Consider the following 23,727-nt stretch of genomic DNA (forward strand, 5'->3'; position numbering starts at 1 on the left):
CCACCGCCTCCACCTCCGCCGGAGGACCCACCGCCACCTCCCCCGCCAAAGGCGGAGGAGGAGCTCGATGCCGGGGCGGGAATCGTCGAGGCGATGGTCGACGCCATGGAAGAGGAGAAATCGCCGATGGTGCCGCCGATATTGCCAGGGCGGAAATCACCGGAATACCAGATCGGCGCGTAAGCTGCCGCGGCAGCACCTGCAGCGGTGGCGAGCCAGGTCTCGAAGGCGCTCGCCCAGGGCTTCTCCACCCCGAGAGCGACCGCATAGGGCAGCAGCTTTTCGAAGTGCTGTGGCGACATTTGCGGCGCGCCCTGCATGTTCATCCGGTCGCGTTCGGCGAGCATCAGATATTGCCTGAGACCGGCGATGCCATCCATCATCTTCCGTCCGAGCGGCGTCGGGGCGCCCATGATGAAAAAGAAGACGACGTTGAGCGCGAAAATGCCGACGATGCCGGCGACCAGCGGCAGCAGGCCCGCTTCCCACAGCGGCACGACCGCGGCCGCAAAGCCGTTGACGACGACGGATACCAGGACGAAGCCGAAGAAGGCGCAGATCAGAACAGAAAGAATTCGCTGGCCCAGACCGGCGCCAGGGCGCCGGAATCTGCGGCCGATGATGTTGGTAAAGATCGTAACAAAGATCGACAGAACACCGGGCATCACGATCAGCGGCACCGCATTTTCATGCAACCGCCCAAAGATGATGATGGATGCCAGGATCAAAACCGAGAGAGCAATACCGATCACGACATAGAGCGAATTGGCCTTGTAATATTCGCCGCGATGATCGCGCTCGATCGCGCTGCGAAACTTCCCACCCAGACGCTGTACTGCTTCGCCATTCTCCTTGTCGATGACGAGCGGCGCGAACGGTCCGACGGCCTGAATGAGCACCTTGTCGCCGCCGCTGAGATCGTTGCCGGACTTGCCTGTCGGGCGGATAACGACCTTTTCCTTCAGATCGTCGAGAATGACGTAGCCGCGCACGGCAAGGTCGATCGCCGTTGCCGAGAATGCCGTCCAGCTGGAACTGGCGAAGCCCTTGTTGTCGATATAGTTGACCAGCGCCGGCGAAATGCCTTCGGGCGGATCCCAGCGCGGGACCATGACACCCGCAGGCGGATCGCGGCCGACCGCAATCCAGCTTCGCATGTAATAGGCAAACAGCAGGATCAGCCCGCCGATGGCAATGATCGTGTCGAGGTGATCCCGAAGGAACCAGCCCCATTGCTGGCTGTCGCTCGGCTGTGCGATCGCTCCTTTGGCCAGCTTGATGGCGATCGTCAGGCCTTCAGCCGCTGCAAGCGGCCTGGTCGTTGCGAAGGTAACGATATTGCCCTGTTGGCTCGCACTTGCATTCTTGCCGGTAGCGCCGAGCGGCCCCGTAAAGAAGGCAAGCTGCTGCGGCTGCACGCCATCTGGCAGAGTGACGGTTGCCGTTGCATTGAGGATCGGGAACAGCCAGCCATTGCCCGTCACGTTCCAATAAAGCTCGTCATGATCGCCGAAATAGCGCATCTGCCTGTTGGTGTCATAAGTCAGGCGAAATGTATGCGGGCCTGGGTTCAGGATACGATCGGCCTTGCCGATATAGATACGCTCGCCGCCGCTGATGCGTTCGGTGCGCCAATCTTCCGGCTGGCTGTCACGCTCGACGGAGACGACCTTGAAATCCACTTCGATCTCGCGACCGCTGGCGTCGGTCATCGTCAGCGGGAAATCCCGGAAGATCCCGCGGCGGATGTTTTGGCCCTCGGCATTGACCGAGATCGTCTCGACGACTCGCATGGAGCCGTCACGATGCAGCGCGATCGCCTGATCGAAGTTGCTGATGAGCTCGGCTGCCGTCACCGCCGTTGCACAAAGCAGCAGGCACAAAGCCAGGAAGAACCCGCAAAGCCGTGTCATCACTCCCCCAAAGGATGGCCGCGACGCCGTTGCCGGCGCCGCTCACGTCAGGAACATGCCTGCGCTCAGCCCTTGAGATGGCGGAGCGTCAGTCTTCGTAAGCGACACCAAGAGACGCCAGCACGTTCCAGTAGGACGGGAAGGTCTTGGCGACGCAATCGGGGTCGAGAATGCTGATGCCCCCGATCTTCAGGCCGGCGAGCGCAAAGCTCATGGCGATGCGGTGATCGGCAAAGCTGTCGATTTCTGCTGGCAGCACTTTGCCGGCGAGGCTCGGATCGGATGCGACGATGAGATCATCGCCCTCTTCAGTCCCGAGGTTCGGCACGATGCGGGACAGGCCGCTCGACAAGGCACGGATGCGGTCGCATTCCTTGACGCGCAGGTTTTCGATGCCGACGAAGCGCACCGGCGTTTCGTTGAAGGCGGCGAGAACAGCGAGCGTCGGAATGGCATCCTGCATCTGCGAACCGTCGATGACGGCAGGCAGATGCGGGAACTTCGAAATCAGGTCATAGGCCTTGGCATCCGGCTGCGAGAACTGCTCTGCCGGGGTGCCGAGATCGATCTTGCCGCCACTCAAAACTTCAGCTGCCCAGAGATAGGTCGCGGCGGAGGCATCGGGTTCGATCACGAAATCGGCGGCATGATAACCGGTGGGCTCGACGCGCCAGGCGACCGGGCTCACACGCTCGACCTTGGCGCCGAAAGCGCGCATGGCCGCGACCGTGAGATCGATATAGCCGAGAGCGCCGATATGTTCGCCGAGCAGTTCGACATCGACGGCGCGGTCACCGCCGGCCGCCATCATCAACAGAGCCGAAACATACTGGCTGGACAGGCCGCCGTCGATCTGCACGCGGCTCGCCTCGAAGCGGCCTGTGCCGTTGATGATGACGGGCGGGCAGCCGGTCTCAGCCGAGGCATCGACGCCGAGCGAGCGCAATGCGTCGACGAGCGGGCCGATCGGCCGCTTGCGCATATGCGCGTCGCCATCGACGACGACCTTGCCGTCGACCAGTGCTGCAGCTGCCGTCAGGAAGCGTGTCGCCGTGCCGGCATTGCCGAGGAAAAGCGGAGCAGCCGGTGCCTTGAGCTTGCCGCTGCCGGTCACGATGAAAGTCGTGTCGTCGGGCTCGTCGATGATCACGTCCATGGCGCGCAGCGCTTCGGCCATATAGCGGGTATCGTCGCTCTTCAGCGCGCCGGTCAGCCGGCTCGTGCCCTTGGCAAGGCCCGCCAGCAGCAGCGCGCGGTTGGTGATCGACTTCGATCCCGGCGGCATGGCGCGTCCGGTCAAGGGCTTGCCCGGCGGGATAATCGTGAGTTTGGCTCTACCCATCATCATTCTCTTTGGTCAGTCAGGAAGCCGGCCGATGGCCGGCGGTCGGCATCCTTTACCGCCTCACATGAAAAACCGATAGCGGAAATCTCAGAACTTTACCGTGGGAACGGCACGGTCCGCTTCGTTTGATATCTCGAAATAGGCCTTCTTCGTAAAGCCGAAGGGGCCAGCGATGAGATTGTTCGGGAAGGTCTCGACCTTGACGTTCAGATCACGCGCGGCACCGTTGTAATAGCGGCGCGACATCTGGATTTCGCCCTCGACGCCCTCCAGCGAGCGCTGCAATTCGAGGAAGTTCGTGTTGGCCTTGAGGTCGGGATAGGCTTCGGCGAGCGCGATCACGCGGCCAAGGGCCTGCGACAACAAGCCCTCTACCTGGCCCCGGGCGGCGACATCCCCAGATGGCACGGCCTGCGCCTTGTTACGAAGCTCGACAACCTCTTCCAAGGTCTGGCGCTCATGGCCGGCATAGCCTTTGACCGTCTCGACCAGATTGGGAATGAGGTCGGCGCGGCGCTTCAACTGCACGTCGATGCCGGACCAGGCCTCCTCAGCCACCTGACGTGCGCGGACGAGGCCGTTATAGGCGAAGACGACATAGAGCGCGGCCAGCACTATGATCGCTAGAAGAATAAGCATCTGAAATCCCCCATGGCGACTGCAACCCAAGGGACACTAGGCAGATTTTACGCCAATGTCACCCGGCTTTAACGGCGACCAGTACCAAGATAAACTGGCGATGCCCAACCCTGGGAAGCTTGCCTCAGGCGGCCTGCTGGTTCCAGTTGACGCCGCCTGCATCGGTCAGCAGAAAAGCCTCGCCGCAAGCCTTGGCAAGCGTGCGCACGCGCAGGATGTAGCTCTGGCGTTCCGTCACCGAAATGACGCCGCGGGCATCGAGCAGGTTGAAGACGTGGCTCGCCTTGATGCATTGGTCATAGGCCGGGAAAACGCACTTGTGCAGGCGTTGATTATCGCTGTCGCCGGGCGCGCCGGCGGCCAGCAAGGCCTGGCATTCCTTCTCCGCATCGATGAAATGGCGGTGCAGCATCTCTGTATTGGCATATTCGAAATTATGCCGCGAATATTCCTGCTCAGCCTGCAGGAAGACATCGCCGTACGTGATCTTGTCTTCGCCCTCGAGGCCGTTGAAATTCAGGTCATAGACGCTGTCGACGCCCTGCACATAGGTCGCAAGACGCTCCAGTCCGTAGGTGAGCTCACCGGCGACGGGCGCACACTCGATGCCGCAGACCTGCTGGAAATAGGTGAACTGCGAGACTTCCATGCCGTCGCACCAGCATTCCCAGCCGAGACCCCAGGCGCCAAGCGTCGGGCTTTCCCAATCGTCCTCGACGAAGCGGATATCGTGCAGCAGCGGATCGAGGCCGATCGCCTTCAGCGAGCCGAGATAGAGCTCCTGCAGATTAGGCGGATTGGGTTTCAGGATGACCTGGTACTGATAGTAATGCTGCAGACGGTTGGGATTCTCACCGTAGCGACCATCGGAGGGGCGGCGGGACGGCTGAACATAGGCAGCCCGCCACGGCTTCGGACCCAGCGAACGCAGCGTCGTTGCCGGATGGAACGTGCCCGCGCCGACTTCCATGTCGTAAGGCTGCAGAACCGCGCAACCCTTGTCTGCCCAATAATTGTGCAGCGTCAGGATCAGCGCCTGAAAGGAACGCTTCGGGTTCATGTGGTCGGGTACGTTGGCAGTCATGGGAATTGATTTCTTCCACTAGCGGATTGTTTGGCGGACAGGTGCCACGACGGGGCGAATGGGTCAAGTTTTTACTCTACAGAGTGCAGGGACATTACTCGCACTTAACCCGGGGGCCGTCAAAATGGATTGACGATGGTTAACTGCTTCTCGACTATCAGACCAGCGTGCAGATCTTCCGAATAAAACCGCTCGCAGCCACCCTCGATCGCTGCCGCTATCATAGTCGCATCATAGAAAGAAAGCTGATAGCGCTGAGCAAGATCCAGCCCTGCCAACGTGATCTTCTCGCTTACCGGAACAATGGTCGCCGACAAAGCGACGACAGCATCAACCGCTTCGCGAATATCAGCCCACGACATATTGAGTTTCTTACGCCCCACATTGGTAAACTCATTCAGCGCCTGAGCGCTGATAACGAAGGGCTGGGCCAAGAGCGCTTGTGCCTTTTCGGCCCGCTCGTCCTCCGAAAGAGCATAGAGAAGAACATTCGTGTCGAGAAAATCCAAAACGGGGCGCATCAACGAGAATTGGCGTCTTCGCGGTCAAACTTCCAATCCTTAGGGAGTTTGAGCTTGAACGATCTGACTTTTTCCAAGGCTTTCTGCCGCCTGTCGTCACGTTCAATCTCGAAGGCGTTTCCCGCGCCGATACGCACAACGATATCGTCGCCTTCCTTCAAATCGAGTGCATCGACAACAGCTGAAGGAATGCGGATGGCTAGACTATTCCCCCATTTTGCGACCTGCATAAAACACTCCAATGATATACATTAGGCAAAGTATATCAAAAACTCACGAACGAAGCAATTTGACTTACTCATCCTCGCGCTTCACATGATACTCGCCGGTTTTCGGGTCCTCGACCAGCGTTCCCATCGCGCCGGTACGGCGTTCCGTTTCGGCGCGGCGGGATTTTTCGGCGAGCCGCTGGGCATCGCGCACGAAACGCCGATAGAGCAGCCAAAGGCCGCCGACGGCGACGACAAAGAAGATGATCTGGGGCATTACCCAGCGCTCCCGCTTACAATCCGTACCGGCTCCACAATGCCCTTTCCTCTGCTGCTTCCGCAAGCCCGGATGCAAGCCCGGCGCCGAGGCCATCCATGCTCCCAAGCGAGATGCCCGGAGCCTTGCGGCCGAAAAGGCTGCGCGGTGTGGTGATCAGCGTTGGCTTGACCTTGTCGCCGAAACGCCTCCTCAACTCCTGGCGCATGTCGCCGAGGCCGTCGATCAGGCCAAGCTCAAGCCCGCGGCTGCCGGTCCAGAAAAGGCCGGAGAACACCGTTTCGTCCGCAGAGAGCTTTCCTGTGCGACGCTCGAGCACCATGTCGATGAAGACCTTGTGGATCTCCAGCTGCAGGCTCTTCAGATATTCGATGTCCTTTTCCTTCTCCGGCTTGAAGGGATCGAGGATCACCTTGTTGTCGCCGGCAGTATAGACGCGACGTTCGACGCCGATCTTCTTCAACAACTCCGGAAAACCGAACCCACCGGAGACGACGCCGATCGAACCGACGATGGAGGTGGCATCGGCAATGATCTCGTCACCCGCCAGCGCGATCATATAGCCGCCTGAGGCTGCGACATCCTCGACGAAGACCAGCACCTTCTTGTTTTTCTCGGCGGCCAGATCGCGGATGCGATTGTAAATCATCCGAGACTGGACCGGAGAGCCACCTGGCGAGTTGACGACGATTGCGACGGCGGGCGCCGTCTTCATGCCGAAGGCTTTTTCAAGAGCCTGGGATGAGCCTGCCAGATTCAGCGATTGGCGCAGCGGCCCTCCACCGGAAGAGATGACGCCGCTCAGGCGGACGACAGGGACGATCACCTCCTCCTTGCGGAAGCGCTTCGGAAGCATGCGTCTCAAGAACCCAACCATTCGTCATCCCTGTTTCATGATGTTTGCTGCCTCGTGATGTATGCATGGAAACGACAAACGCAATATTGCGGATCGTATTTGATGCCCTGATACTGAGGGCAACCGGATGGCTATCGGCGCGGATACGAAGCGCGGCCATTGTTCATATCATCGACGAAATCGGTGAATTTATGCGTCCCTTCGCCGTGCATGATCAGAGGCGCGCGCAGTGCCAGCCTCGCCCTCGAACCCTTGATCGCCGTCACCAGAATGCGCACCGCACTCTCGCCCTCGCGGGGATGGATTGGGGTAATTTCTATACCGCCGAAGCGACGGCCGCAGGCGGAGATGATCTCGCCAATCGATTCCGGCCGGGCAATCAGCGATAACTGCCCGCCAGGGATCATGATCGCGCCTGCCGTGCGGATCCATCTCTCGAACAGTCCGTCGGTCATGGCATGCGCTTCGGCCTTCAGCGCGTCCGGTGTCAGCCTGTCACTGGCATCGTTGAAGGGCGGGTTCATGATGACGTGGTGGAAGCTGTCGTCGACAAGGCCTGCTTCGTTGCGGTCTTTGCCGATCAGCGTGACATCGGCTTCGATGACGGAGACGCGGCCGGCAAAGCGGGCATTTTCCGGCAGCAGGAGGCTCTTGCGCGCGAACTCGGCCATATCGGATGAGCGCTCGAACAGCACGATCTCCGCCCGGTCGAGTCTCGACGCCACGGCCATGCCGGCTGCTCCCGCGCCTGCACCGAGATCCGCCACCCGGATCTTACGCTCATCTGCGACGAGCGCCGCCAGCAGCATGGCATCCATGCCGGAGCGGTGCCCCCTGCCCTTCGGCTGCACGACATGGAAGGCGCCGCGATGGAAGGCATCGATGGTTTCGGAGGGCTTGCCGGTCATGGCTGACCTCAGGTCCGCACCGGGCGCAACTCGTCACCGAGACCGGCATCGATGAGGATGCGGCGGGCCAGATCGGCACGCTCTTCCTCCACTAGAAAGCGTCGAGGCAGCATGCCGAGCGAACCTTCCAGAACGCTCATCGCCTGATCCGCCACCAGGCAATGGATTCCTGCATCCTTCATCAGACTCTCCGCAAATGAGAGGAGGACCGGGTCGTTGGTGCGGATCAGCTCGTGCATAAGCCTTAGAATTCCTGTCAAATTTACGCGACGAGACAATTCGCCTCTTGCCGCCTCTTTCGCCCCTTCTTATTGTGCTTTGCAGGAAATGAACAGGAGTCCGGATCGTTGGGCGTCGTGATACCGCTGGAAGAAAGCAAGAATAAACTGGCATCCATCAAGCCATTGGTGGACCTGACCAAGGCGGACATGGAACGCGTCAATCAGCTTATCCTGTCCAAGGCCGGCTCCGATGTGCAGATGATCCCCGAGGTTGCGGAGCATCTGATCTCCTCCGGCGGCAAGCGTTTGCGGCCGATGCTGACCATCGCGTCTGCCGCTCTTTACGGCTATCAGGGCGACAATCACATCAAGCTCGCGACATCGGTCGAATTCCTGCATACGGCCACCCTGCTGCATGACGACGTGGTCGACGAAAGCGATCTGCGCCGCGGCAAGTCCACAGCCCGGATGATCTGGGGCAATCAGGCAAGCGTGCTGGTCGGCGACTTCCTGCTCGGCCAGGCCTTCCGCATGATGGTGGAGGTCGGGTCGCTCGAAGCGCTTGACGTCTTGTCGTCGGCCGCCTGCGTCATCGCCGAAGGCGAGGTGCTGCAACTTTCCGTCTCCAAGAACATGGAGACGACGGAAGACGATTATCTCTCGGTCATCCGCGCCAAGACTGCGGCATTGTTTGCCGCCGCAGCCGAAGTCGGCCCGATCGTCGCCAATGCCGGCAAGGCCGAGCGCAATGCGCTGAAGTCCTACGGTACCAATCTCGGCCTCGCCTTCCAGCTCGTCGACGATGCGCTCGATTACGGCGGCAAGGCTGCCGACCTCGGCAAGAATGTCGGCGACGATTTCCGCGAGGGCAAGATCACGCTTCCGGTGATTCTGGCCTATCGCCGCGGCACCGAGAAGGAACGCGCCTTCTGGCGTGAGGCCATCGAAACCGGCGATAACAGCGACGAGAATCTCGAAAAAGCCCTCGGCCTGATCACGAAATACGGCGCGCTGGCTGACACAATTGCCCGCGCCGTACATTACGGCACCATTGCCCGCGACGCCTTGGCGCCATTGCCGGAAACGCCCTGGAAATCGGCACTTTTGGAAGTGATCGATTTCTGCATCGAACGCGTTAATTGATAGCGGCGGCCTGAATTTGTTGCAGGGCCGCTTCAAAAAAGCCATCCTGTTGTGAATCAGTTGACACGAATGCGTTGTGCCGCCGGCGAAGTCGCCGGCCATTCCCTTGATGAAAGGCTTTCTAATGCGGCAGAGACTTGCCATCCGTTTCCTTTCGGGCGTAGCCTTGGCGGCAATCCTTTCGGTGTCCGCCCTGACTGGCGCGCGCGCAGAGGATAAGCCGGCAGCGCCGGAGGCCAGTGCTCCGGTCACTTCTTTCGATCCGGATAGTGTCGATACCTTCGCAGGCGCGTTCCTCGCCGCCCGTACCGCAGATGTCGATCATGACTACGATACTGCCATTGCGCTCTACAAAAAGGCGCTGATGATCGACCCGAGCAATCCGGAAATTCGCCAGCGGCTCATGATCTCGCTGCTGCTGAACGGCAATCTGGAAGAAGGCGTCAAATACGCCAACGAGTTGAAGAGCGATCCTTCGGTCGAGCGTGTCACGACGATCGTGCGCGGCATGGACGCCATCCGCCGCCATGAATACCGCACCGCGCAGGAAATCCTCAAATATAACGGTCCGAACGATCTCGACCGAATGATGACCAACCTGCTCGCCGCCTGGGCGCGCGCCGGATCCGGCCGCGGTAAGGAAGCGATCTCGATGATCGACAAGATGAAGGGCCCGGATTGGTTCAACATCTTCAAGAACTATCATGCCGGCGCCATTGCACTGACGCTGGGCGACCTGAAGTCGGCACGCTCGCATCTCAACGATGCCATCCTCGACAAGACTGGCGGCGCGACCGCACCGGACACCTTCATGCGCGCCGTCATGGCGCTTGCGCGCCTCGAAGCCAAGGCCGGCGACAAGCAGAAAGCCTTGGATGCGATTTCGGTCGGCGACAATCTTGTCAGCAATTATGCGCCGCTGAATGCGCTGCGCGACAGCATCAGCAAGGGCGACACACCGGACCAGCAGGTCACCAATGCCAGCGAGGGTGCGGCCGCCGTTCTCTTCACCATCGGTGCCGCGCTGAACCGTGATGGTGCCGAGGATGTCGTCTCGCTCTACCTGCAGATCGCCAACTCCCTCGATCCGAAGGCCGCCGATACGCTGGTGCTGCTCGGCGGGCTGGCCGAAAAGCAGGAGCAGACCGATCGCGCGATCGCCTTCTACAAGAAGGTGCCCGATGACTCGCCGATGGCCCGCATCTCCGAGCTGCAGCTCGGTCTCGCGCTCGCCCAGGCAGGTAAGGTCGACGACGCGCGCAAACATCTAAAGGCATTGATCGATTCCGATCCCAACGATGTCCGCAGCTATCTCGCCTATGGCAGCGTCCTTTCGGATGCCAAGGACTTCCAGGCCATGGCCGACAATTACGACAAGGCCGTGCAGATCATCGGCCCCGTGCCGAAGCGCAGCGATTGGGCCGTGTTCTTCCAGCGCGGCATTGCCTATGAGCGGCTCAAGAAGTGGGCGGATGCGGAGCCGAACTTCAAGAAGGCTCTTGAGCTTAATCCGGATCAGCCGCAGGTTCTGAACTATCTCGGCTATTCCTGGGTCGACATGAACATGAACCTCGATCAGGGTCTGGACATGATCAAGAAGGCCGTCGATCTCAGGCCGGACGACGGCTATATCGTCGATTCCCTTGGCTGGGCCTATTTCCGCCTCAATCGCTTCGACGATGCCGTGAGCGAACTGGAGCGGGCAGCGCAGCTCAAGGCCGGCGATCCGACGATCAATGACCACCTCGGCGACGCCTATTGGCGCGTCAATCGCAAGCTCGAAGCCGTCTACCAATGGAATCGGGCGCTCGCTTCGAAGCCGGAAGAGGCCGATATTCCGAAGATCAAGGAGAAGGTTGAGAAGGGCTTGCCGCCGCTCGACAACGATCCGAAGACCGTCGACAAGAGCAAGCTGCCCGATCCAGCACCAGCGCCCTCGCCCGACACGAACGCTCCGGCGCCGGTCGACAAGAAGTCCTAAGATTCCATGAGCACGATCTTGGCTGCGGGCGCTTTCGACCTCACGGAAGAGGCGCCCGCAAAGATCAATTTTGCACTGCATGTCACGGGCCGCCGAGCCGATGGCTATCATTTGCTCGACATGCTCGTCAGCTTTGCCCGCCACGGCGATCGTCTTTTCTTTCGCGCAAGCGAGGATGACGATTTCAGCCTTTCCGGACGGTTCGGCCCGTTGCTTTCCGCCGATGCCGAGGCCGGCGACAATCTCGTTCTCAAGGCGCGCGATCTCTTGCGGCAGGCAGCCAAATCGGCCGGCTTCGATGCGCCCCCTGCCCATATTCATCTGGAAAAGAATCTACCGATCGCATCCGGCATCGGCGGCGGCTCGGCGGATGCGGCGGCGACCTTGCGCGGGCTGATGCGGCTATGGCGCGTTACCCTGCCGGAGGCGACAGTCAAGACCATCGCCTTGAAGCTTGGCGCCGATGTGCCGATGTGCCTTGCCAGCCAGCCGCTGGTCGCGCGCGGCATCGGCGAGGCAATCGACCTGTTGCCAGGATTTCCCGCCTTTGCCATGGTTCTCGGCAATCCGCTTGTCGGCGTCTCGACATCGGATGTGTTCCGGCAGCTCACCCGCAAGGACAACCCGCCGCTGCTGTTTCCATCGCAGATGCCGCAGGGACACGGCGAATGGATCGACACGATCAAGACCCTGCGCAACGATCTCGAACCGCCGGCACGCTCGATCTGCGGCGAGATTGGTGTGCTTTCCGGCTTGATCGAAAGCGAATCCCCAATCCTGACGCGCATGTCCGGCTCCGGTGCGACGTGCTTCGGCATTTTCAACGATATCGAACAGGCGACTGCCGCCGCCGCTTCGCTTCACAGGCAGCGGCCGGGCTGGTATTTCCAGGTAACCGAAACGATCGCGGGAGAGGCATGATGGCAGCGTCGGGCAACGAAAGATCCTTCATTCCCGTCGGCATCGCGGTATTGACCGTTTCCGATACGCGCACGCTCGCCGACGATAAATCCGGCGATACGCTGGTTGCCCGCATTGCAGAGTCGGGCCACAGGCTTGCTGCCCGCGCCATCGTGCCAGACGACAAGGAGTGCATCCGCGCGCAGGTGGAAGCCTGGACGAAGGACGATGCGGTCGACGTCGTGATCACCACCGGCGGCACGGGCTTTACCGGCCGCGACGTCACGCCTGAGGCGCTGGAGCCATTGTTCGAGAAGCGGATGGATGGGTTTTCGGAAGTCTTTCATCGCATTTCCTATGACAAGATCGGCACGGCGACGATCCAGTCGCGAGCGACCGGCGGCGTCGCCAATGCCACCTTCATCTTCGTGCTCCCGGGCTCTCCCGGCGCCTGCAAGGATGCCTGGGACGGCATCTTGAAGGCGCAGCTCGACTATCGCCACATGCCCTGCAATTTCGTGGAGATCATGCCGCGTCTCGACGAGCATCTGAAGCGCGGCGCCGGCTCGACATAGGTCTTCTGCTCGCCGCGATATTGGGCGTTGGTCATGCCTTCGGAAGGACAGGAATTGATTCCCAGGAATCGCCGCTGAGTATGATGCAGCTCCGGCCGGATATATCACTCATCAGCAGTGTCCAGTTGCCGCTCTCGGCGGCGTAGATCTCGACAATCGTGCTCTGATCGAGCTTGCCGATGGCCGAAAGCTTTTCCGAAAGATGGTCGCCAAGAAACGCGACGATATCGACGTGCTGAGCGCAGGCGAGCGTTACCTGGGAGGCGGCGACGCGAGGATAGAGGATCGATGTTGCCACGAGGGCCGTTGCCATGAGGCGGGTGAGCATTGTGCGTTTCATAACGCACCTCCTTTCGCCGAAATCCCGGCGGAAAAGGAGAGTTCCGCTGACCAGTTCCGCCTGATATCGGCATCTTCATGGTCGGCCGCCTGACGCGACACGCGTAAGGTGCCGCCACACGTAAATTATCGCAGCTATTCGCGCGTTTACAAATGGAATCTGCGGAACGCTGGGGCCTATCGCGCCGCGCGTGCTACCCAGGACGGAATGAGCTCGCTTGAAAGCCGTCGACCCTTCTGTCCCTTGGCGAACTCCGCCAGCCCCATGCCCGATCTGGCGACGGCGATCGCCTGGTGCTTGGAAAGCAGCAAACCCAGTTCCAACGGCGCCGTACGACGGCCGATTCGCTTCAGAAACGGGCGACGATAGCCGCGTGATGCTGTAAAGCGCGCCGGCACCTTGTTCAGCGAGACATATTCGGCGATCTCATCGATCCAGCCCGGTTGCGGCCGCGCGCCTGGCTCGACCAGCAGCAGCCATTCGCCCCTCGCAGACCGCAATATATCCTTGATATCCCATTGCGAATAAAAGCGGCAGCCGGCAGCATCCGCCACCTTCGATGTGCCGTCCCTGGAACCGTGATCGAGCACGACCACGTCGCTGACCAGCCCTTCGACCGCGCCTGCCACCAATGCCGCCAATGTCTGCGCCAGCTCGGGTTCGTGATCCTGGCATTCGATGATGACCGTCAACATCGCCCATTTATAGAGCGGCGCATAATTTATTGCCAGCACCTAACCCTCAGCCCTGAGCGTTTAAGAAAAGCATCATAAGCTGCCGCAAATTCTCATCGCCGGCATCGCCGAATGCCTTCCGTGAATGAGATGGAAAATGGTGATTACGGATTTTTGTTCTTGCAATGTTCTCATTTGTCGGATAGGAATTTAATCATCTTAGACGCGGCATGCGATGGCATGAGCCGCCCTGGAGCTACCGATGAACGAGCAGTCCCTTGCAGGGCAGGCCGCTTTCGCGCCTGCCAATACGGCAGACGTTGCCAATGCTTTGATCGCCGATGCCGGTCTCAGGGTCGACGTCGAGCGCCGGCGTGGGCGCGGTGCCGGATTGAACCCCAGCGGCCGCTTCGAACCGCAACAGCGCGAAGCCTTCGACGATGGATGGCAAAGCTGGGAGGAGCTGCCGCCCTTCAAGACCGAAGTGCAGGTGGAGAAGCCGCGCACGGCCATTACCCGCAACGAATCCCCCGATATTCCTTTCGACCGATCGATCAACCCTTATCGCGGCTGCGAGCACGGCTGCATCTATTGCTTCGCGCGGCCGACGCATGCCTATATGGGGCTGTCTGCCGGGCTGGATTTCGAATCGAAGCTGTTTGCCAAGCCGGATGCCGCCAAGCTTCTGGAGCGCGAGTTGGCAAAGCCCGGCTACAAGCCGCGCGTCATCGCCATAGGCACCAATACGGATCCGTATCAGCCGATCGAGAAGGAATGGCGGATCATGCGCCAGATCCTCGAGGTGCTGAATCGGGCGAACCACCCGGTTGCCATCGTTACCAAGTCGGCGCTGATCATGCGCGATATCGACATTCTGAAAGAGATGGCCGCCAAGAACCTGGTGCGCGTGGGCCTGTCGGTGACGACACTCGACCGCAAGCTGGCGCGCACGATGGAACCACGGGCCGCGACACCGCCGCGGCGGCTGGAAGCAATCCAGGCTTTGAACGAGGCCGGCATCCGCACCGCGATCATGGTGGCGCCGATCATTCCGGCGCTCAACGACCATGAGATCGAGCGTATCCTCGATGCAGGCAAGGCCGCCGGCGCACAGGAGGCGAGCTATGTCATCCTGCGGCTGCCGCTGGAAGTGAGCCCGTTGTTTCGCGATTGGCTGCTGCAGCACTATCCGGATCGCTATCGCCACGTCATGTCACTGATCCGCTCGATGCGCGGCGGCAAGGATTACGATGCGGAGTTCGGCAAGCGCATGAAGGGTGCGGGGCCTTATGCCTGGCAGATCAGCCGCCGTTTTGAAATGGCGACGCGCAGGCTCGAGCTCACGCGCCGCAATATCGCTTTGCGTGACGACTTGTTCGTGCCGCCCGATGGCAGCGGCGTCCAATTGTCGTTGCTTTGATATTCCTTGCGGGTTTTCCCTGACCCCGCTGGAAAAGCCCCCCGGTTCGCCGCCATGATCCACCGGGGGCTTGCAGGAGATCGGGTGGTGTGCGAGCTTCGCCGCATGACACGCAGCACATCACCCGATTCTCCAATGCTCTTCGAGGACGTCCCGCTCGTTCCCACTTTCGAGCTGGAGCTGATTGCACGGCGGGCCGGCCATTGGCCTGTCGCCGGGGCCGATGAGGCTGGCCGAGGCCCGCTTGCCGGGCCGGTCGTGGCCGCCGCCGTCATTCTCGACCCCGAACGGATCCCGGACGGGCTCAACGATTCCAAACAGCTGACCGCGGCCAGACGCGAAGAGCTGTTCGTGGAGATTCTCGCAACAGCCACGGTCTCTATCGCCTCATCAAGTGCGGGCCGTATCGACACGACCGATATCCGCAAGGCAAGCCTCGATGCGATGCGGCGCGCCATTCGCGGACTTGCCGTGCCGGCAAGCTATGTACTGACCGATGGGCTCGATGTGCCAGTTGGACTCGCCTGCCCCGGAAAAGCCGTCGTCAAGGGAGATGCGCGCTCCTTCTCCATCGCTGCCGCCTCGATCGTCGCCAAGGTTACCCGCGACCGAATGATGGCCCGCGCAGGTATTGTCTTTCCGGCCTATGGCTTTGCAGCCCATGCCGGCTATGGCACTCCTCAGCATCGTGCTGGCATCGAGGAACATGGTCCCTGCCCGCTGCACCGCATGAGCTTCCGCCCGTTGCGCAAAGAGGCCGTTTGAAACTCAGCCCGTCAGTCCGGCGATGATTTCAGTCGAGTATTTTCTGATATAGGCGATGTCTTCCCGGTAGATGCGATCATGTCCTTCCTGGAGATTCCGGCGATATCTCTCGATGCCGCGGGCAGCTTCCCGTTCCATGAAAGCCAATAGCGCCTCAAGCCGCTCGACGATGATTCCAGGCAATGAGGGACGCTCGGCAATGGACAAGCCATAGGCGTCGGCAAAGATACGGGCACGATCGACTTGGGCGGCAAGTGTTTCCATTTCCTCGAGAGCGATGCTGGAGGACAGCTGCGCCCAGCGGTAGACGGCATAGGCCAGATCCCATATTCGCTGACCGGGATGCGCAGCCTCGAAATCGATGATGCCGGTCACTTCGCCATCATTCAGCACGACATTGTAGGGGGCGAAATCTCCATGGCAGATGACCTCGCAAGGCGAGCGGGTCGGCAATTGCCACGTATAATCGGCTTCAAGGTCCTTTGCGAACAAGCTAGAACAATCATGATAGCGACGCAGCAGCGATGCAGCCGACCGCAGCGCCTTTTCGCCGCGCATAGCGGCGTGGCCATCGAGATCGCCGGTATCTCCGGGCAGATAGGTTACCCGCTCCCAGACCTCGTCATATCCAGCCGAAATCGGAGCTGCATCGAAACCATGCCGATGTAACGCAACCAGCAAGGCGTGCAGGCCCGGTGTCCATGCCGCAACCGGCTTCACGATGAGATCGCCTTGACGAAACGGTTCGCTACCGGTCGTTGCCTGCATCCACTCTCCCCTCATGCAATGATCTTGCCTCCCGTTGCGGTAATGATCAATCATGGCTGGGCATGAAACAAAAAAAGCCCTACCGAAGCAGGGCTCTTTCGATTTTCGATAGTCCTGGGCCTTAGTTCAGCCGCGTCTTCACTTCCTTGACGGCGTCGCTGAAGAGGCCTGACTGGACGTTGCCATCGGCCTTCTTTGCAAGAACCGATTCAGCAGCAGCGATCGCAAGGTCAACGGCGGCGGAGCGGACCGCCTTCATCGCATCGGCTTCGGCCTGCTTGATCTTCTGCTCGGACAAAGCGGTGCGGTTGGCAACGAACTCCTCGGTCTTCTTGCGAGCTTCGGTCGTCAGCATTTCCGCTTCGCGCTCGGCTGCGGCAACGATATGTGCCGCTTCAGCCTCGGCTTCCTTGCGCTTGCGCTGATATTCGGCCAGCAGATGCTGAGCCTCTTCGCGCAGACGCTTGGCTTCGGCCAGCTCGTTGCGGATCTGATCGGCGCGGTCGTCCAGCGACTTTGCCATCATGCCCGGAACCTTGAGGTAAACGATCAGGCCGAGGAAGATGAGAAGGCTGACAAACGCGAAGAAGGTGTTGTCTAAAGCGAATTCCATGGATCACCCCTCCTGCTTGGCGGCAGCAGCCGCAACCGCAGAGGCGACATCGGCCTTGCCGGCGACATTGCCAACCAGCTGCTCGACGACAGCACCGGCCGTCTCTTCGGCAATTGCACCGACATCACCGAAGGCTTTCGCCTTGATTTCGGCAATGCGGCCTTCTGCGGCCTTGAGCTTCTCAGCCAGGCTTGCCTCGATCGCCTTGCGATCCTCTTCGGCTTTGGCCTTGGCGGCATCGCGGGCAGTGGCGCCGATGGAATTCGCCTTGGCGCGCGCAGCGGCCAATTCGCTTTCATAGGTCGCGACGGCGGCGTCGGCCTCGGCCTTCAGACGCGAGGCCTCTTCGATATCCTGGGCGATCCGGTCATGCCGGCTTTCCAGAATGGTGCCGACGCGCGGAATAACGATCTTCTGCATGGCCACGTAGAAGATGACGAAGGTGATCACCAGCCAAAACAGCTGTGACGGATACGTCGTATGGTCAAACGGCGGGAATACGCCGCCGTGATGGCCTTCATTCGGCGCACCCGTTTCCGTGTGCACCGCTCCGGCGGCCGGCGGTGCTTCTTCAGCATATGCCGGGGTCACAAACATGCTCACCTCCAGGTGGTCTGCAAATACAAAGAACCACGGCTCGCTGCCCGCGAACCGTGATCTATGACGCCGCTGATATCAGACGGCGAAAAGCAGGAGGAGAGCGACGAGCAGCGAGAAGATGCCCAGAGCTTCCGTAACGGCGAAGCCGAATACCAGACGGCCGAACTGGCTGTCAGCAGCCGACGGGTTGCGCAGTGCGCCGGACAGGTAGCTGCCGAAGATATTGCCGAGGCCGAGAGCCGTGCCGGCCATACCAAAGCAAGCCAAACCTGCGCCGATGAACTTTGCTGCTTCCGCGTCCATGTTGAACTCCTTTGAAATGGTTGTGCGGTGAATGACTGACGCCCGTTAGACGCCAATGTCTTTATCCTTAGTGGCCACCCGGATGGATTGCGTCGTTGAGGTACATGCAAGTCAGCACCGCAAAGACGTAAGCCTGAAGGAAGGCGACAAGGAACTCGAGACCGGTGAGGGCGACGGTCATGATAAGAGGAAGAACAGCTCCACCGATACCAAGCGCGCCAAGTGCTCCGAGCGAGGCGACGAAGCCTGCGAACACCTTAAGCGTGATATGACCGGCCAGCATGTTGGCGAAAAGACGAACGGAGAGCGAAACCGGACGGGATAGGAAGGAGATGATCTCGATCGCCACCACCAGCGGCAGAAGAACACCCGGAACACCCTCAGGAACGAAGATCTTGAAGAAGCCGAAACCATGCTTGATCAAGCCGTAGAAAATAACGGTAAAGATGACGAGTAGCGCAAGCGCCAGCGTCACGATGATCTGGCTGGTGACGGTGTAGAAATAAGGAACAAGACCGAGCAGGTTCGCCGTCAGCACGAACATGAAGAGAGAGAAGACCAGCGGGAAGAACTTCATTCCCTTCGTCCCCGCCCCTTCTTTCAACATCGAGGCGATGAACTCATAGGCCATTTCCGCCACCGACTGCGAGCGCGTCGGGATGACACCGCGCGGCGCGCTGGCGAAATAAAGGAAGCCTGCGGAAAGCACTGCGGAAGCAACCATGAACAGCGATGCGTTGGTGAACGAAAAATCAATTCCGCCGATATCGATCGGGATAATCTTGAAGATCAGGAACTGATGGGTAGGATCGTTTGCCACCGCTTGTTCTCTTTCATTTTTCCGCTCCACCGAGCGGATGCTTCTCATCTGGAAACAGCGCCGCAGCGTTGCTTCCGCTCATTTCTTATTAGGTCCACCCTCGCCCGGCACCGGTGTGGCCACCTTGCCCGCAGAGCGCAGCACATTCAAAACGCCGGCACAAAATCCGAGAAGCAGCAAGATAATCATGCCCCACGGCGCCGTACCGACAAAACGGTCGAAGATATAGCCCAGAACGGCGCCAACGATGATTGCGGCTATGAACTCGCTGGAAAGCTTCATCGCCTGAGCATAGCCCTTACGGCTTTCCTCGGCGCGAACCTCCCCGCGTTCATCCTCTCTCACCGCAGCACGCTTGGTCGCCAATTCGGCTTCCAGCTGCGCCCGCCGCTGTTCCAGACCCTCGTCGCGGTCATCCGTCATAGTGGCATCCTCCCCATTTTCGTTGCGCGCAATCCCTGTACCCCGGTCAAACGCGTAAACGAACAGCAGGTTTCGCCACCTTTCGGCCCGTTTTGAAGTCGCGCGCAACATAGTTTTAGGAAAAAGCATAGTCAAGGCGTAGGCGTCATCTGTCCAGCCATAAATTAGCCCAATTAAATCATGAGCTTAGAGCGAAAGAGCCATATTGACCGAAAACAGAGCGGAAGAATCCTCTTCAGCCCGCGCTTCCCTGTGGCTTTTTTGCCAGGGGAAGCTGCCCTCGCCGCCGTGTCAATCTGCCGGAACCGGCCGCCTCAGCTCCAGCCGCCGCCATAAGTCCTGTAGAAGATGTGCATGCCTATGCGGCCGACCTTCACCATTTCAGCGGCCCATTTCGGGCGGACATAGACAGCATGATAATGGGTGGCGGAACCGACTTCCGGCAGCCAGATCTTGCCGGCGGTCACCGCCATGGCGACCTGGCGGGCAATGCGCCAGTGTTCGGGAGAATTGACACGCTCCTTGACGTTGTCACAGGCGAAGGAAAACTGGCAAGCGTTGGTCCAATCCTCGTTCTGATAGACGACGCCGCAAATGGTCTTCGGATAAGCGGGGTTGCGGACACGGTTGAGGATGACCTGGGCAACGGCCGCCTGTCCTTTCACGGACTCGCCCCTCGCCTCGAAATAGATGCCGGTCGCAAGGCATTGCTGCTCATCCGGCGAGAAGACCGAGGGCGGCAGGACATTGGCTGCCCAGGCATGATCCTTCGGGCCGATCTGCGGCACGAAGCGGCCCTCGCCGTCCTGATCCTTGGCGAGAATGGAATCGAAGGGCGAGACACGGGCATAGTCCGGCGCCGGCGAGGCATAGGCCGCCGCAAGAACATCGGCATTCTGATTGGTGACCAGATTGGCGATATAGGCCGGTACGCTCTCGTCCAGCTTCGGCGGCTCTTTCTTATAGAAGGCGGTGGCGATCTGGATTTCCTTGCCGCCGAGCTGCGGCTTCAGGAAGGCGGTACGCTCACCGGTCGCGGATTCCGGCCGAAGCAGCATGCTCTGGCGCTGCAGCACAGAGCCTGCGGAAAAATCCTTCGGCGGCTGCATCGGCGTGATGGCCACCACTCTGCCCTTCTTGTCCTGCCGGTTGATGCGATCCTCGTCGGGCCGGGGATCGCTGCCCTTGACTTCGGACTGGAACGCGACACGGCGTCCGTCCGGCAACACCAGACCGCCGTCTCCAATGGCGGCAGAGGCCTTGACGTCACCGAAGGCCAGTTCGGCCTGATGGGTGGAACCGGCTGGCGAGTCGGTCATCACCATGCGCCAGTTGGCTCCTTCCCTATCGATCCCGGCAAGCAGGCCGGCAAGATCGCCATAGGCTGCTGTCGACGGAAAAATAAGCCAGGCGCAAAGCCCGAAGACGGCTGGAGAGGTCCAATTTTGTGGCACGAACCGCGACTTGCGGCTGACATAACGCGAGCGAGACAATACCGGACTCCAAACGGCACTCGAAACTAGGAGCCGGAATAATCTCCCATTAACCTTGATGGATGGTTAATTCAGGCAATTCTATGGTTACGAATGTGACGGCACGCAAACAGATGTCATCGTACCCGATACATAAGGCGTCAGGATTGTCGCTCAAAGCCGCTATTCTCTATGCCTGAACAGCCCATTACGTAAGAGCCGTGAGTAACTCTGTTCCAGTCGGAGGCTCGATATGTTCGGCCTCCATGTATCGGCGCACGAGAACGACTGAGACATAAGTCCAACCAATGGCCTGCAGCAAGTTGGACCCCAAAGAGATCGCGACAGCAGGGATATTCAAGCGACCATTCGCGATAAGATCCGCGCTCCCAACGTCAGTCGCAAGAACCAAGGCGATCACCGCAGCGACGAGCGGGACGGCCAGCCCCAGGAATACCAGAGATGCCGTCGACGGAAAACGCGCGAGGCCTCTCCGCAAAGCCCCTCCTATACTCGTGTTGGTGCCATGGAGCTTCGCTGGCAACCACGTGCCAGCAAGTGAAAAGACAATGGTGAACACTGCCAAAAATGCCAGCATTGCCCATAATCCGAAGTAAGTCTTGCCAGCACCATCCGAGCTCAAAAGAAAAACAAGAGCAGGCAACATTACCAGGAATGCAAGCAGCGTCAGCGCGAGGCTCCTCAACATATATCCACCGATCGGAAGCTTTCCGGCCTTAGCCGCCGCGGTGAAATTCAGATTGCGTAGAACAGAGCTCTGTACATTCATCGCCAACATGCTCGACAGGAAGAAAGTCACGCCTGCCGTCGCGGATTTCCCGGAATACTCATCGAAAATCGAAGCGCCAACCGAACACAACACGAATATCACGTAAAATGCCGGATTATTCCGGGCGATGGATAAAGTCTGTCTGAGCATCTGCGTTCGCTTCCCCCCCGAGAGCATTGCATCGCTTTCGCCTTTAAATTGAATAGACCAGCACCCCGCTTGCGCAATAGAAAAATGAAGAGGCCCGGCGGATATCCACCGGGCCTTGAACAACCAGCAAGAATATCCGTGTCAAATGATGACGTGCGATCCGAGCTCCACCACGCGATTGGCCGGCAGGCGGAAGTAATCCGATGGGTCGGTCGCCGCGTTCGCGAGCGCGATATAGAGCCGGTCCTGCCAGTGCGGCATGCCGGATTTCGCGTCCGGCACCAGCTTGCGCCGGCCGAGATAGAAGGAGGTCGACATGATGTCGAACTTCAGGCCCGTCTTGCGCAGGGTCGCGAGTGCCTGCGAGACATTCTGCGATTCCATGAAGCCGAAGCGCAGTTCGACACGCGAGAAACGATCCGAGACCTTCTCGACCGTATAACGATCCTCCTGGGCGACGCGCGGCTTGTTGATGGTGCGGATCGTCAGGATGACGTTCTTGTCGTGCAGGACGTGATTATGCTTCAGATTGTGCAACAGCGCGGCGGGCGCGGATTCCGGATCGCTCGTCAGGAAGATTGCCGTACCGGGCACATGCGCCGGCGAATGATCACTCTTACGCTCGATGGAACTGACGAAGGAGGACAGCGGGATATCGGTGTGCCGCGTCTTTTCCATCAGGATCGAGGTACCGCGACGCCAGGTCCACATGATCACGGTGAAGGCCGTCGCGATCATGACCGGAACATAGCCGCCGTCGTGGATCTTCAGAAGGTTGGCGCCGAGGAAGACGAATTCCAGCAGCAAGAGCGGCGTGAGCACGGCAACCGCCATCGGCAGCGTCCAGTTCCAGCGGACCCGGACGAATTCAAACGCCATAATCGAGGTGACGACCATCGCGCCGGTCACCGAAATACCATAGGCCGTTGCCAGCGCGTCCGAGGTCTTGAAGGCCAATACGAGGAAGATGACGCCGAAGAACAGGACCGTATTGACCGACGGCAGGAAGATCTGCCCTGTATTGGTCTCGGAGGTAAAGAGGATTTCCATGCGCGGCAGGAAGCCGAGGTGAATCGCCTGACGCGTGAGCGAGAAAGCACCGGTAATGACGGCCTGGCTGGCAATGATCGTCGCCATCGTGGCAAGAATGACCACCGGCAGGATCGCCCAATGCGGATACATCAGGAAGAACGGGTCCGACATGGCCATGGGATCGCGCAGAACCAGCGCTCCCTGGCCAAAATAGTTGAGCGTGAGGGACGGAAACACCAGCACGAACCAGGCCCACTGGATCGGACGGCGGCCGAAATGGCCAAGGTCGGCATAGAGCGCTTCCGCGCCCGTCACGGTCAGGAATACCGCGCCGAGAACCACAACGCCAAGAAAGCCTTCGCGCATGAGGAAGCTCACCGCATACCAGGGATTGAGCGCTGCCAGAATGCTGTAGTCATCGGAAATGTGCATGATGCCGGCAAGGCCCATGACGATGAACCAAAGCGCCGTGATCGGGCCGAAGAAGCGGGCGACCGCACCGGTGCCATGCGACTGGATCGCAAACAGCAGCGCCAGGATCGCGACCGATATGGGCACGATATAATCCGACAGTTGCGGCGTGACGAGCTTCAGACCTTCGACCGCGGAGAGGACCGAAAGCGCCGGGGTGATCATCGCGTCGCCGAGGAAGAGCGCGGCACCCAGGAGGCCCAGCAGCATCAGGATGGCCGTATGGCCATTCGCCGTCTTCATCAACAGCGCGAGAAGCGACAAGGTGCCGCCCTCGCCGTCGTTGTCTGCACGTAGCAGAAAAAGGACATATTTGATCGTGACGATGATGGTCAGCGTCCAGAACATCAGCGAGACGACGCTGATGACTTCGCCGCGCGTCAGACCGTCGGCGGCCACCGGCTTCAATGCTTCGCGAAAGGCATAGAGCGGGCTCGTACCGATATCGCCATAAACCACGCCGATCGAGCCGAGCGAGAGGTATGCGAGCTTACGAGCGTTCATTTTCCCGTCG

At 59.9% G+C, this 23,727-nt stretch carries 26 protein-coding genes and 1 pseudogene; 6 read left to right on the top strand and 21 right to left on the bottom strand.

The genetic code is table 11. The features are described from left to right. From PH562_RS17650 to PH562_RS17695, 10 genes are all read right to left on the bottom strand, one after another. Positions 1–1,913: DUF2207 domain-containing protein (locus PH562_RS17650; RefSeq protein ID WP_285174389.1), on the bottom strand; the 1,913-nt coding region annotated here is incomplete at its 3' end. A gap of 88 nt (positions 1,914–2,001) precedes the next feature. Beyond that, entirely contained in the window at positions 2,002–3,258 is a 1,257-nt protein-coding gene (locus tag PH562_RS17655) for a 3-phosphoshikimate 1-carboxyvinyltransferase (RefSeq protein WP_285174564.1), read from the bottom strand. 87 nt (positions 3,259–3,345) lie between these two features. Continuing rightward, complete coding sequence (locus tag PH562_RS17660; protein ID WP_285174390.1) at positions 3,346–3,897, bottom strand: LemA family protein; 552 nt, start codon at positions 3,895–3,897, stop codon at positions 3,346–3,348. 124 nt (positions 3,898–4,021) lie between these two features. Next, on the bottom strand, positions 4,022–4,981 hold the full coding sequence (locus PH562_RS17665) for a glycine--tRNA ligase subunit alpha (RefSeq protein ID WP_113346150.1): 960 nt from the start codon (positions 4,979–4,981) through the stop codon (positions 4,022–4,024). A 119-nt stretch (positions 4,982–5,100) separates the two neighbouring features. Further along, complete coding sequence (locus PH562_RS17670; protein WP_285174566.1) at positions 5,101–5,502, bottom strand: PIN domain-containing protein; 402 nt, start codon at positions 5,500–5,502, stop codon at positions 5,101–5,103. Further along, positions 5,502–5,732 (bottom strand): AbrB/MazE/SpoVT family DNA-binding domain-containing protein, encoded by a 231-nt coding sequence (locus PH562_RS17675; protein WP_095434099.1) that lies wholly within the window; start codon positions 5,730–5,732, stop codon positions 5,502–5,504. Before PH562_RS17675 ends, PH562_RS17670 begins: the two co-directional genes overlap by 1 nt. A 64-nt stretch (positions 5,733–5,796) precedes the next feature. Then, the gene (locus tag PH562_RS17680) at positions 5,797–5,988 is read right to left on the bottom strand and encodes an NfeD family protein (RefSeq protein WP_285174391.1); all 192 of its coding nucleotides are present in this window, start codon (positions 5,986–5,988) and stop codon (positions 5,797–5,799) included. A gap of 16 nt (positions 5,989–6,004) precedes the next feature. Continuing rightward, positions 6,005–6,865 carry a S49 family peptidase gene (locus tag PH562_RS17685; RefSeq protein ID WP_285174392.1) on the bottom strand — a complete coding sequence of 287 codons (861 nt, stop codon included), beginning with the start codon at positions 6,863–6,865 and terminating at the stop codon, positions 6,005–6,007. Positions 6,866–6,975: 110 nt separating this feature from the next. Beyond that, complete coding sequence (locus tag PH562_RS17690) at positions 6,976–7,752, bottom strand: tRNA1(Val) (adenine(37)-N6)-methyltransferase (RefSeq protein WP_285174393.1); 777 nt, start codon at positions 7,750–7,752, stop codon at positions 6,976–6,978. 8 nt (positions 7,753–7,760) lie between these two features. Then, positions 7,761–7,991 carry a putative signal transducing protein gene (locus tag PH562_RS17695; RefSeq protein WP_069612438.1) on the bottom strand — a complete coding sequence of 77 codons (231 nt, stop codon included), beginning with the start codon at positions 7,989–7,991 and terminating at the stop codon, positions 7,761–7,763. 108 nt (positions 7,992–8,099) lie between these two features. On the opposite strand from PH562_RS17695, the gene PH562_RS17700 reads away from it, so the two are divergent. The 4 genes from PH562_RS17700 to moaB all read left to right on the top strand — a co-directional run bounded on the left by PH562_RS17700 (position 8,100) and on the right by moaB (position 12,572). After that, positions 8,100–9,116 carry a polyprenyl synthetase family protein gene (locus PH562_RS17700; protein ID WP_069612437.1) on the top strand — a complete coding sequence of 339 codons (1,017 nt, stop codon included), beginning with the start codon at positions 8,100–8,102 and terminating at the stop codon, positions 9,114–9,116. A gap of 124 nt (positions 9,117–9,240) precedes the next feature. Then, on the top strand, positions 9,241–11,097 hold the full coding sequence (locus PH562_RS17705; protein ID WP_285174394.1) for a tetratricopeptide repeat protein: 1,857 nt from the start codon (positions 9,241–9,243) through the stop codon (positions 11,095–11,097). Between the two features lie 6 nt (positions 11,098–11,103). Further along, positions 11,104–12,018: a 4-(cytidine 5'-diphospho)-2-C-methyl-D-erythritol kinase gene (locus tag PH562_RS17710; RefSeq protein ID WP_285174395.1), complete on the top strand. Its 915-nt coding sequence runs from the start codon at positions 11,104–11,106 to the stop codon at positions 12,016–12,018. Beyond that, the gene (moaB, locus tag PH562_RS17715; RefSeq protein ID WP_285174396.1) at positions 12,018–12,572 is read left to right on the top strand and encodes a molybdenum cofactor biosynthesis protein B; all 555 of its coding nucleotides are present in this window, start codon (positions 12,018–12,020) and stop codon (positions 12,570–12,572) included. The genes PH562_RS17710 and moaB overlap by 1 nt, the downstream gene beginning before the upstream one ends. Before the next feature lie 31 nt (positions 12,573–12,603). On the opposite strand, the gene PH562_RS17720 is transcribed toward moaB, so the two are convergent. Then, the gene (locus PH562_RS17720; protein ID WP_285174397.1) at positions 12,604–12,912 is read right to left on the bottom strand and encodes a hypothetical protein; all 309 of its coding nucleotides are present in this window, start codon (positions 12,910–12,912) and stop codon (positions 12,604–12,606) included. A gap of 176 nt (positions 12,913–13,088) precedes the next feature. Next, positions 13,089–13,607, bottom strand: a complete 519-nt coding sequence (locus PH562_RS17725; protein ID WP_285174568.1) for a glycosyltransferase family 2 protein — start codon at positions 13,605–13,607, stop codon at positions 13,089–13,091. A gap of 241 nt (positions 13,608–13,848) precedes the next feature. Between PH562_RS17725 and PH562_RS17730 the strand changes: the two genes are divergently transcribed. Both PH562_RS17730 and PH562_RS17735 read left to right on the top strand, forming a co-directional pair. After that, positions 13,849–15,006, top strand: coding sequence for a PA0069 family radical SAM protein (locus PH562_RS17730; RefSeq protein ID WP_285174398.1), 1,158 nt, complete (start codon positions 13,849–13,851; stop codon positions 15,004–15,006). A gap of 105 nt (positions 15,007–15,111) precedes the next feature. Further along, positions 15,112–15,771, top strand: coding sequence for a ribonuclease HII (locus PH562_RS17735; protein ID WP_113233194.1), 660 nt, complete (start codon positions 15,112–15,114; stop codon positions 15,769–15,771). Positions 15,772–15,774: 3 nt separating this feature from the next. Here the strand turns inward: PH562_RS17735 and PH562_RS17740 are convergent. From PH562_RS17740 to PH562_RS17780, 9 genes and pseudogenes are all read right to left on the bottom strand, one after another. Further along, positions 15,775–16,596: pseudogene (locus PH562_RS17740) on the bottom strand (phosphotransferase); the annotation flags it as partial. A 64-nt stretch (positions 16,597–16,660) separates the two neighbouring features. Further along, positions 16,661–17,152, bottom strand: coding sequence for a F0F1 ATP synthase subunit B (locus PH562_RS17745; protein WP_069612429.1), 492 nt, complete (start codon positions 17,150–17,152; stop codon positions 16,661–16,663). A 3-nt stretch (positions 17,153–17,155) separates the two neighbouring features. Then, entirely contained in the window at positions 17,156–17,749 is a 594-nt protein-coding gene (locus PH562_RS17750) for a F0F1 ATP synthase subunit B (protein ID WP_113233179.1), read from the bottom strand. A 78-nt stretch (positions 17,750–17,827) separates the two neighbouring features. Next, positions 17,828–18,055 carry a F0F1 ATP synthase subunit C gene (locus tag PH562_RS17755; RefSeq protein WP_015338972.1) on the bottom strand — a complete coding sequence of 76 codons (228 nt, stop codon included), beginning with the start codon at positions 18,053–18,055 and terminating at the stop codon, positions 17,828–17,830. A gap of 67 nt (positions 18,056–18,122) precedes the next feature. Then, positions 18,123–18,875, bottom strand: a complete 753-nt coding sequence (locus PH562_RS17760; protein WP_112341244.1) for a F0F1 ATP synthase subunit A — start codon at positions 18,873–18,875, stop codon at positions 18,123–18,125. A gap of 78 nt (positions 18,876–18,953) precedes the next feature. After that, positions 18,954–19,298, bottom strand: coding sequence for an AtpZ/AtpI family protein (locus tag PH562_RS17765; RefSeq protein ID WP_285174400.1), 345 nt, complete (start codon positions 19,296–19,298; stop codon positions 18,954–18,956). A gap of 314 nt (positions 19,299–19,612) precedes the next feature. Further along, positions 19,613–20,791, bottom strand: a complete 1,179-nt coding sequence (locus PH562_RS17770; RefSeq protein WP_285174401.1) for a cell wall hydrolase — start codon at positions 20,789–20,791, stop codon at positions 19,613–19,615. A 187-nt stretch (positions 20,792–20,978) separates the two neighbouring features. Beyond that, on the bottom strand, positions 20,979–21,710 hold the full coding sequence (locus PH562_RS17775) for a hypothetical protein (protein WP_285174402.1): 732 nt from the start codon (positions 21,708–21,710) through the stop codon (positions 20,979–20,981). Between the two features lie 141 nt (positions 21,711–21,851). Next, on the bottom strand, positions 21,852–23,717 hold the full coding sequence (locus tag PH562_RS17780) for a potassium transporter Kup (protein WP_374820198.1): 1,866 nt from the start codon (positions 23,715–23,717) through the stop codon (positions 21,852–21,854). Positions 23,718–23,727 lie beyond the last annotated feature (10 nt).

Source organism: Rhizobium centroccidentale, assembly GCF_030182565.1.
Classification (GTDB): Bacteria; Pseudomonadota; Alphaproteobacteria; order Rhizobiales; family Rhizobiaceae; genus Rhizobium.

Coding starts and splice junctions, on each gene's coding strand:
- PH562_RS17690 (WP_285174393.1), bottom strand. CDS start 7,752: ATGACCGGCAAGCCCTCCGAAACCATCGATGCCTTCCATCGCGGCGCC.
- PH562_RS17775 (WP_285174402.1), bottom strand. CDS start 21,710: ATGCTCAGACAGACTTTATCCATCGCCCGGAATAATCCGGCATTTTAC.
- PH562_RS17725 (WP_285174568.1), bottom strand. CDS start 13,607: ATGTTGACGGTCATCATCGAATGCCAGGATCACGAACCCGAGCTGGCG.
- PH562_RS17730 (WP_285174398.1), top strand. CDS start 13,849: ATGAACGAGCAGTCCCTTGCAGGGCAGGCCGCTTTCGCGCCTGCCAAT.
- PH562_RS17685 (WP_285174392.1), bottom strand. CDS start 6,865: ATGGTTGGGTTCTTGAGACGCATGCTTCCGAAGCGCTTCCGCAAGGAG.
- PH562_RS17675 (WP_095434099.1), bottom strand. CDS start 5,732: ATGCAGGTCGCAAAATGGGGGAATAGTCTAGCCATCCGCATTCCTTCA.
- PH562_RS17665 (WP_113346150.1), bottom strand. CDS start 4,981: ATGACTGCCAACGTACCCGACCACATGAACCCGAAGCGTTCCTTTCAG.
- PH562_RS17765 (WP_285174400.1), bottom strand. CDS start 19,298: ATGACGGATGACCGCGACGAGGGTCTGGAACAGCGGCGGGCGCAGCTG.
- PH562_RS17695 (WP_069612438.1), bottom strand. CDS start 7,991: ATGCACGAGCTGATCCGCACCAACGACCCGGTCCTCCTCTCATTTGCG.
- PH562_RS17680 (WP_285174391.1), bottom strand. CDS start 5,988: ATGCCCCAGATCATCTTCTTTGTCGTCGCCGTCGGCGGCCTTTGGCTG.
- PH562_RS17655 (WP_285174564.1), bottom strand. CDS start 3,258: ATGATGGGTAGAGCCAAACTCACGATTATCCCGCCGGGCAAGCCCTTG.
- PH562_RS17755 (WP_015338972.1), bottom strand. CDS start 18,055: ATGGACGCGGAAGCAGCAAAGTTCATCGGCGCAGGTTTGGCTTGCTTT.
- PH562_RS17720 (WP_285174397.1), bottom strand. CDS start 12,912: ATGAAACGCACAATGCTCACCCGCCTCATGGCAACGGCCCTCGTGGCA.
- PH562_RS17735 (WP_113233194.1), top strand. CDS start 15,112: ATGACACGCAGCACATCACCCGATTCTCCAATGCTCTTCGAGGACGTC.
- PH562_RS17670 (WP_285174566.1), bottom strand. CDS start 5,502: ATGCGCCCCGTTTTGGATTTTCTCGACACGAATGTTCTTCTCTATGCT.
- PH562_RS17780 (WP_374820198.1), bottom strand. CDS start 23,717: ATGAACGCTCGTAAGCTCGCATACCTCTCGCTCGGCTCGATCGGCGTG.
- PH562_RS17750 (WP_113233179.1), bottom strand. CDS start 17,749: ATGTTTGTGACCCCGGCATATGCTGAAGAAGCACCGCCGGCCGCCGGA.
- PH562_RS17710 (WP_285174395.1), top strand. CDS start 11,104: ATGAGCACGATCTTGGCTGCGGGCGCTTTCGACCTCACGGAAGAGGCG.
- PH562_RS17660 (WP_285174390.1), bottom strand. CDS start 3,897: ATGCTTATTCTTCTAGCGATCATAGTGCTGGCCGCGCTCTATGTCGTC.
- PH562_RS17705 (WP_285174394.1), top strand. CDS start 9,241: ATGCGGCAGAGACTTGCCATCCGTTTCCTTTCGGGCGTAGCCTTGGCG.
- PH562_RS17745 (WP_069612429.1), bottom strand. CDS start 17,152: ATGGAATTCGCTTTAGACAACACCTTCTTCGCGTTTGTCAGCCTTCTC.
- moaB (WP_285174396.1), top strand. CDS start 12,018: ATGGCAGCGTCGGGCAACGAAAGATCCTTCATTCCCGTCGGCATCGCG.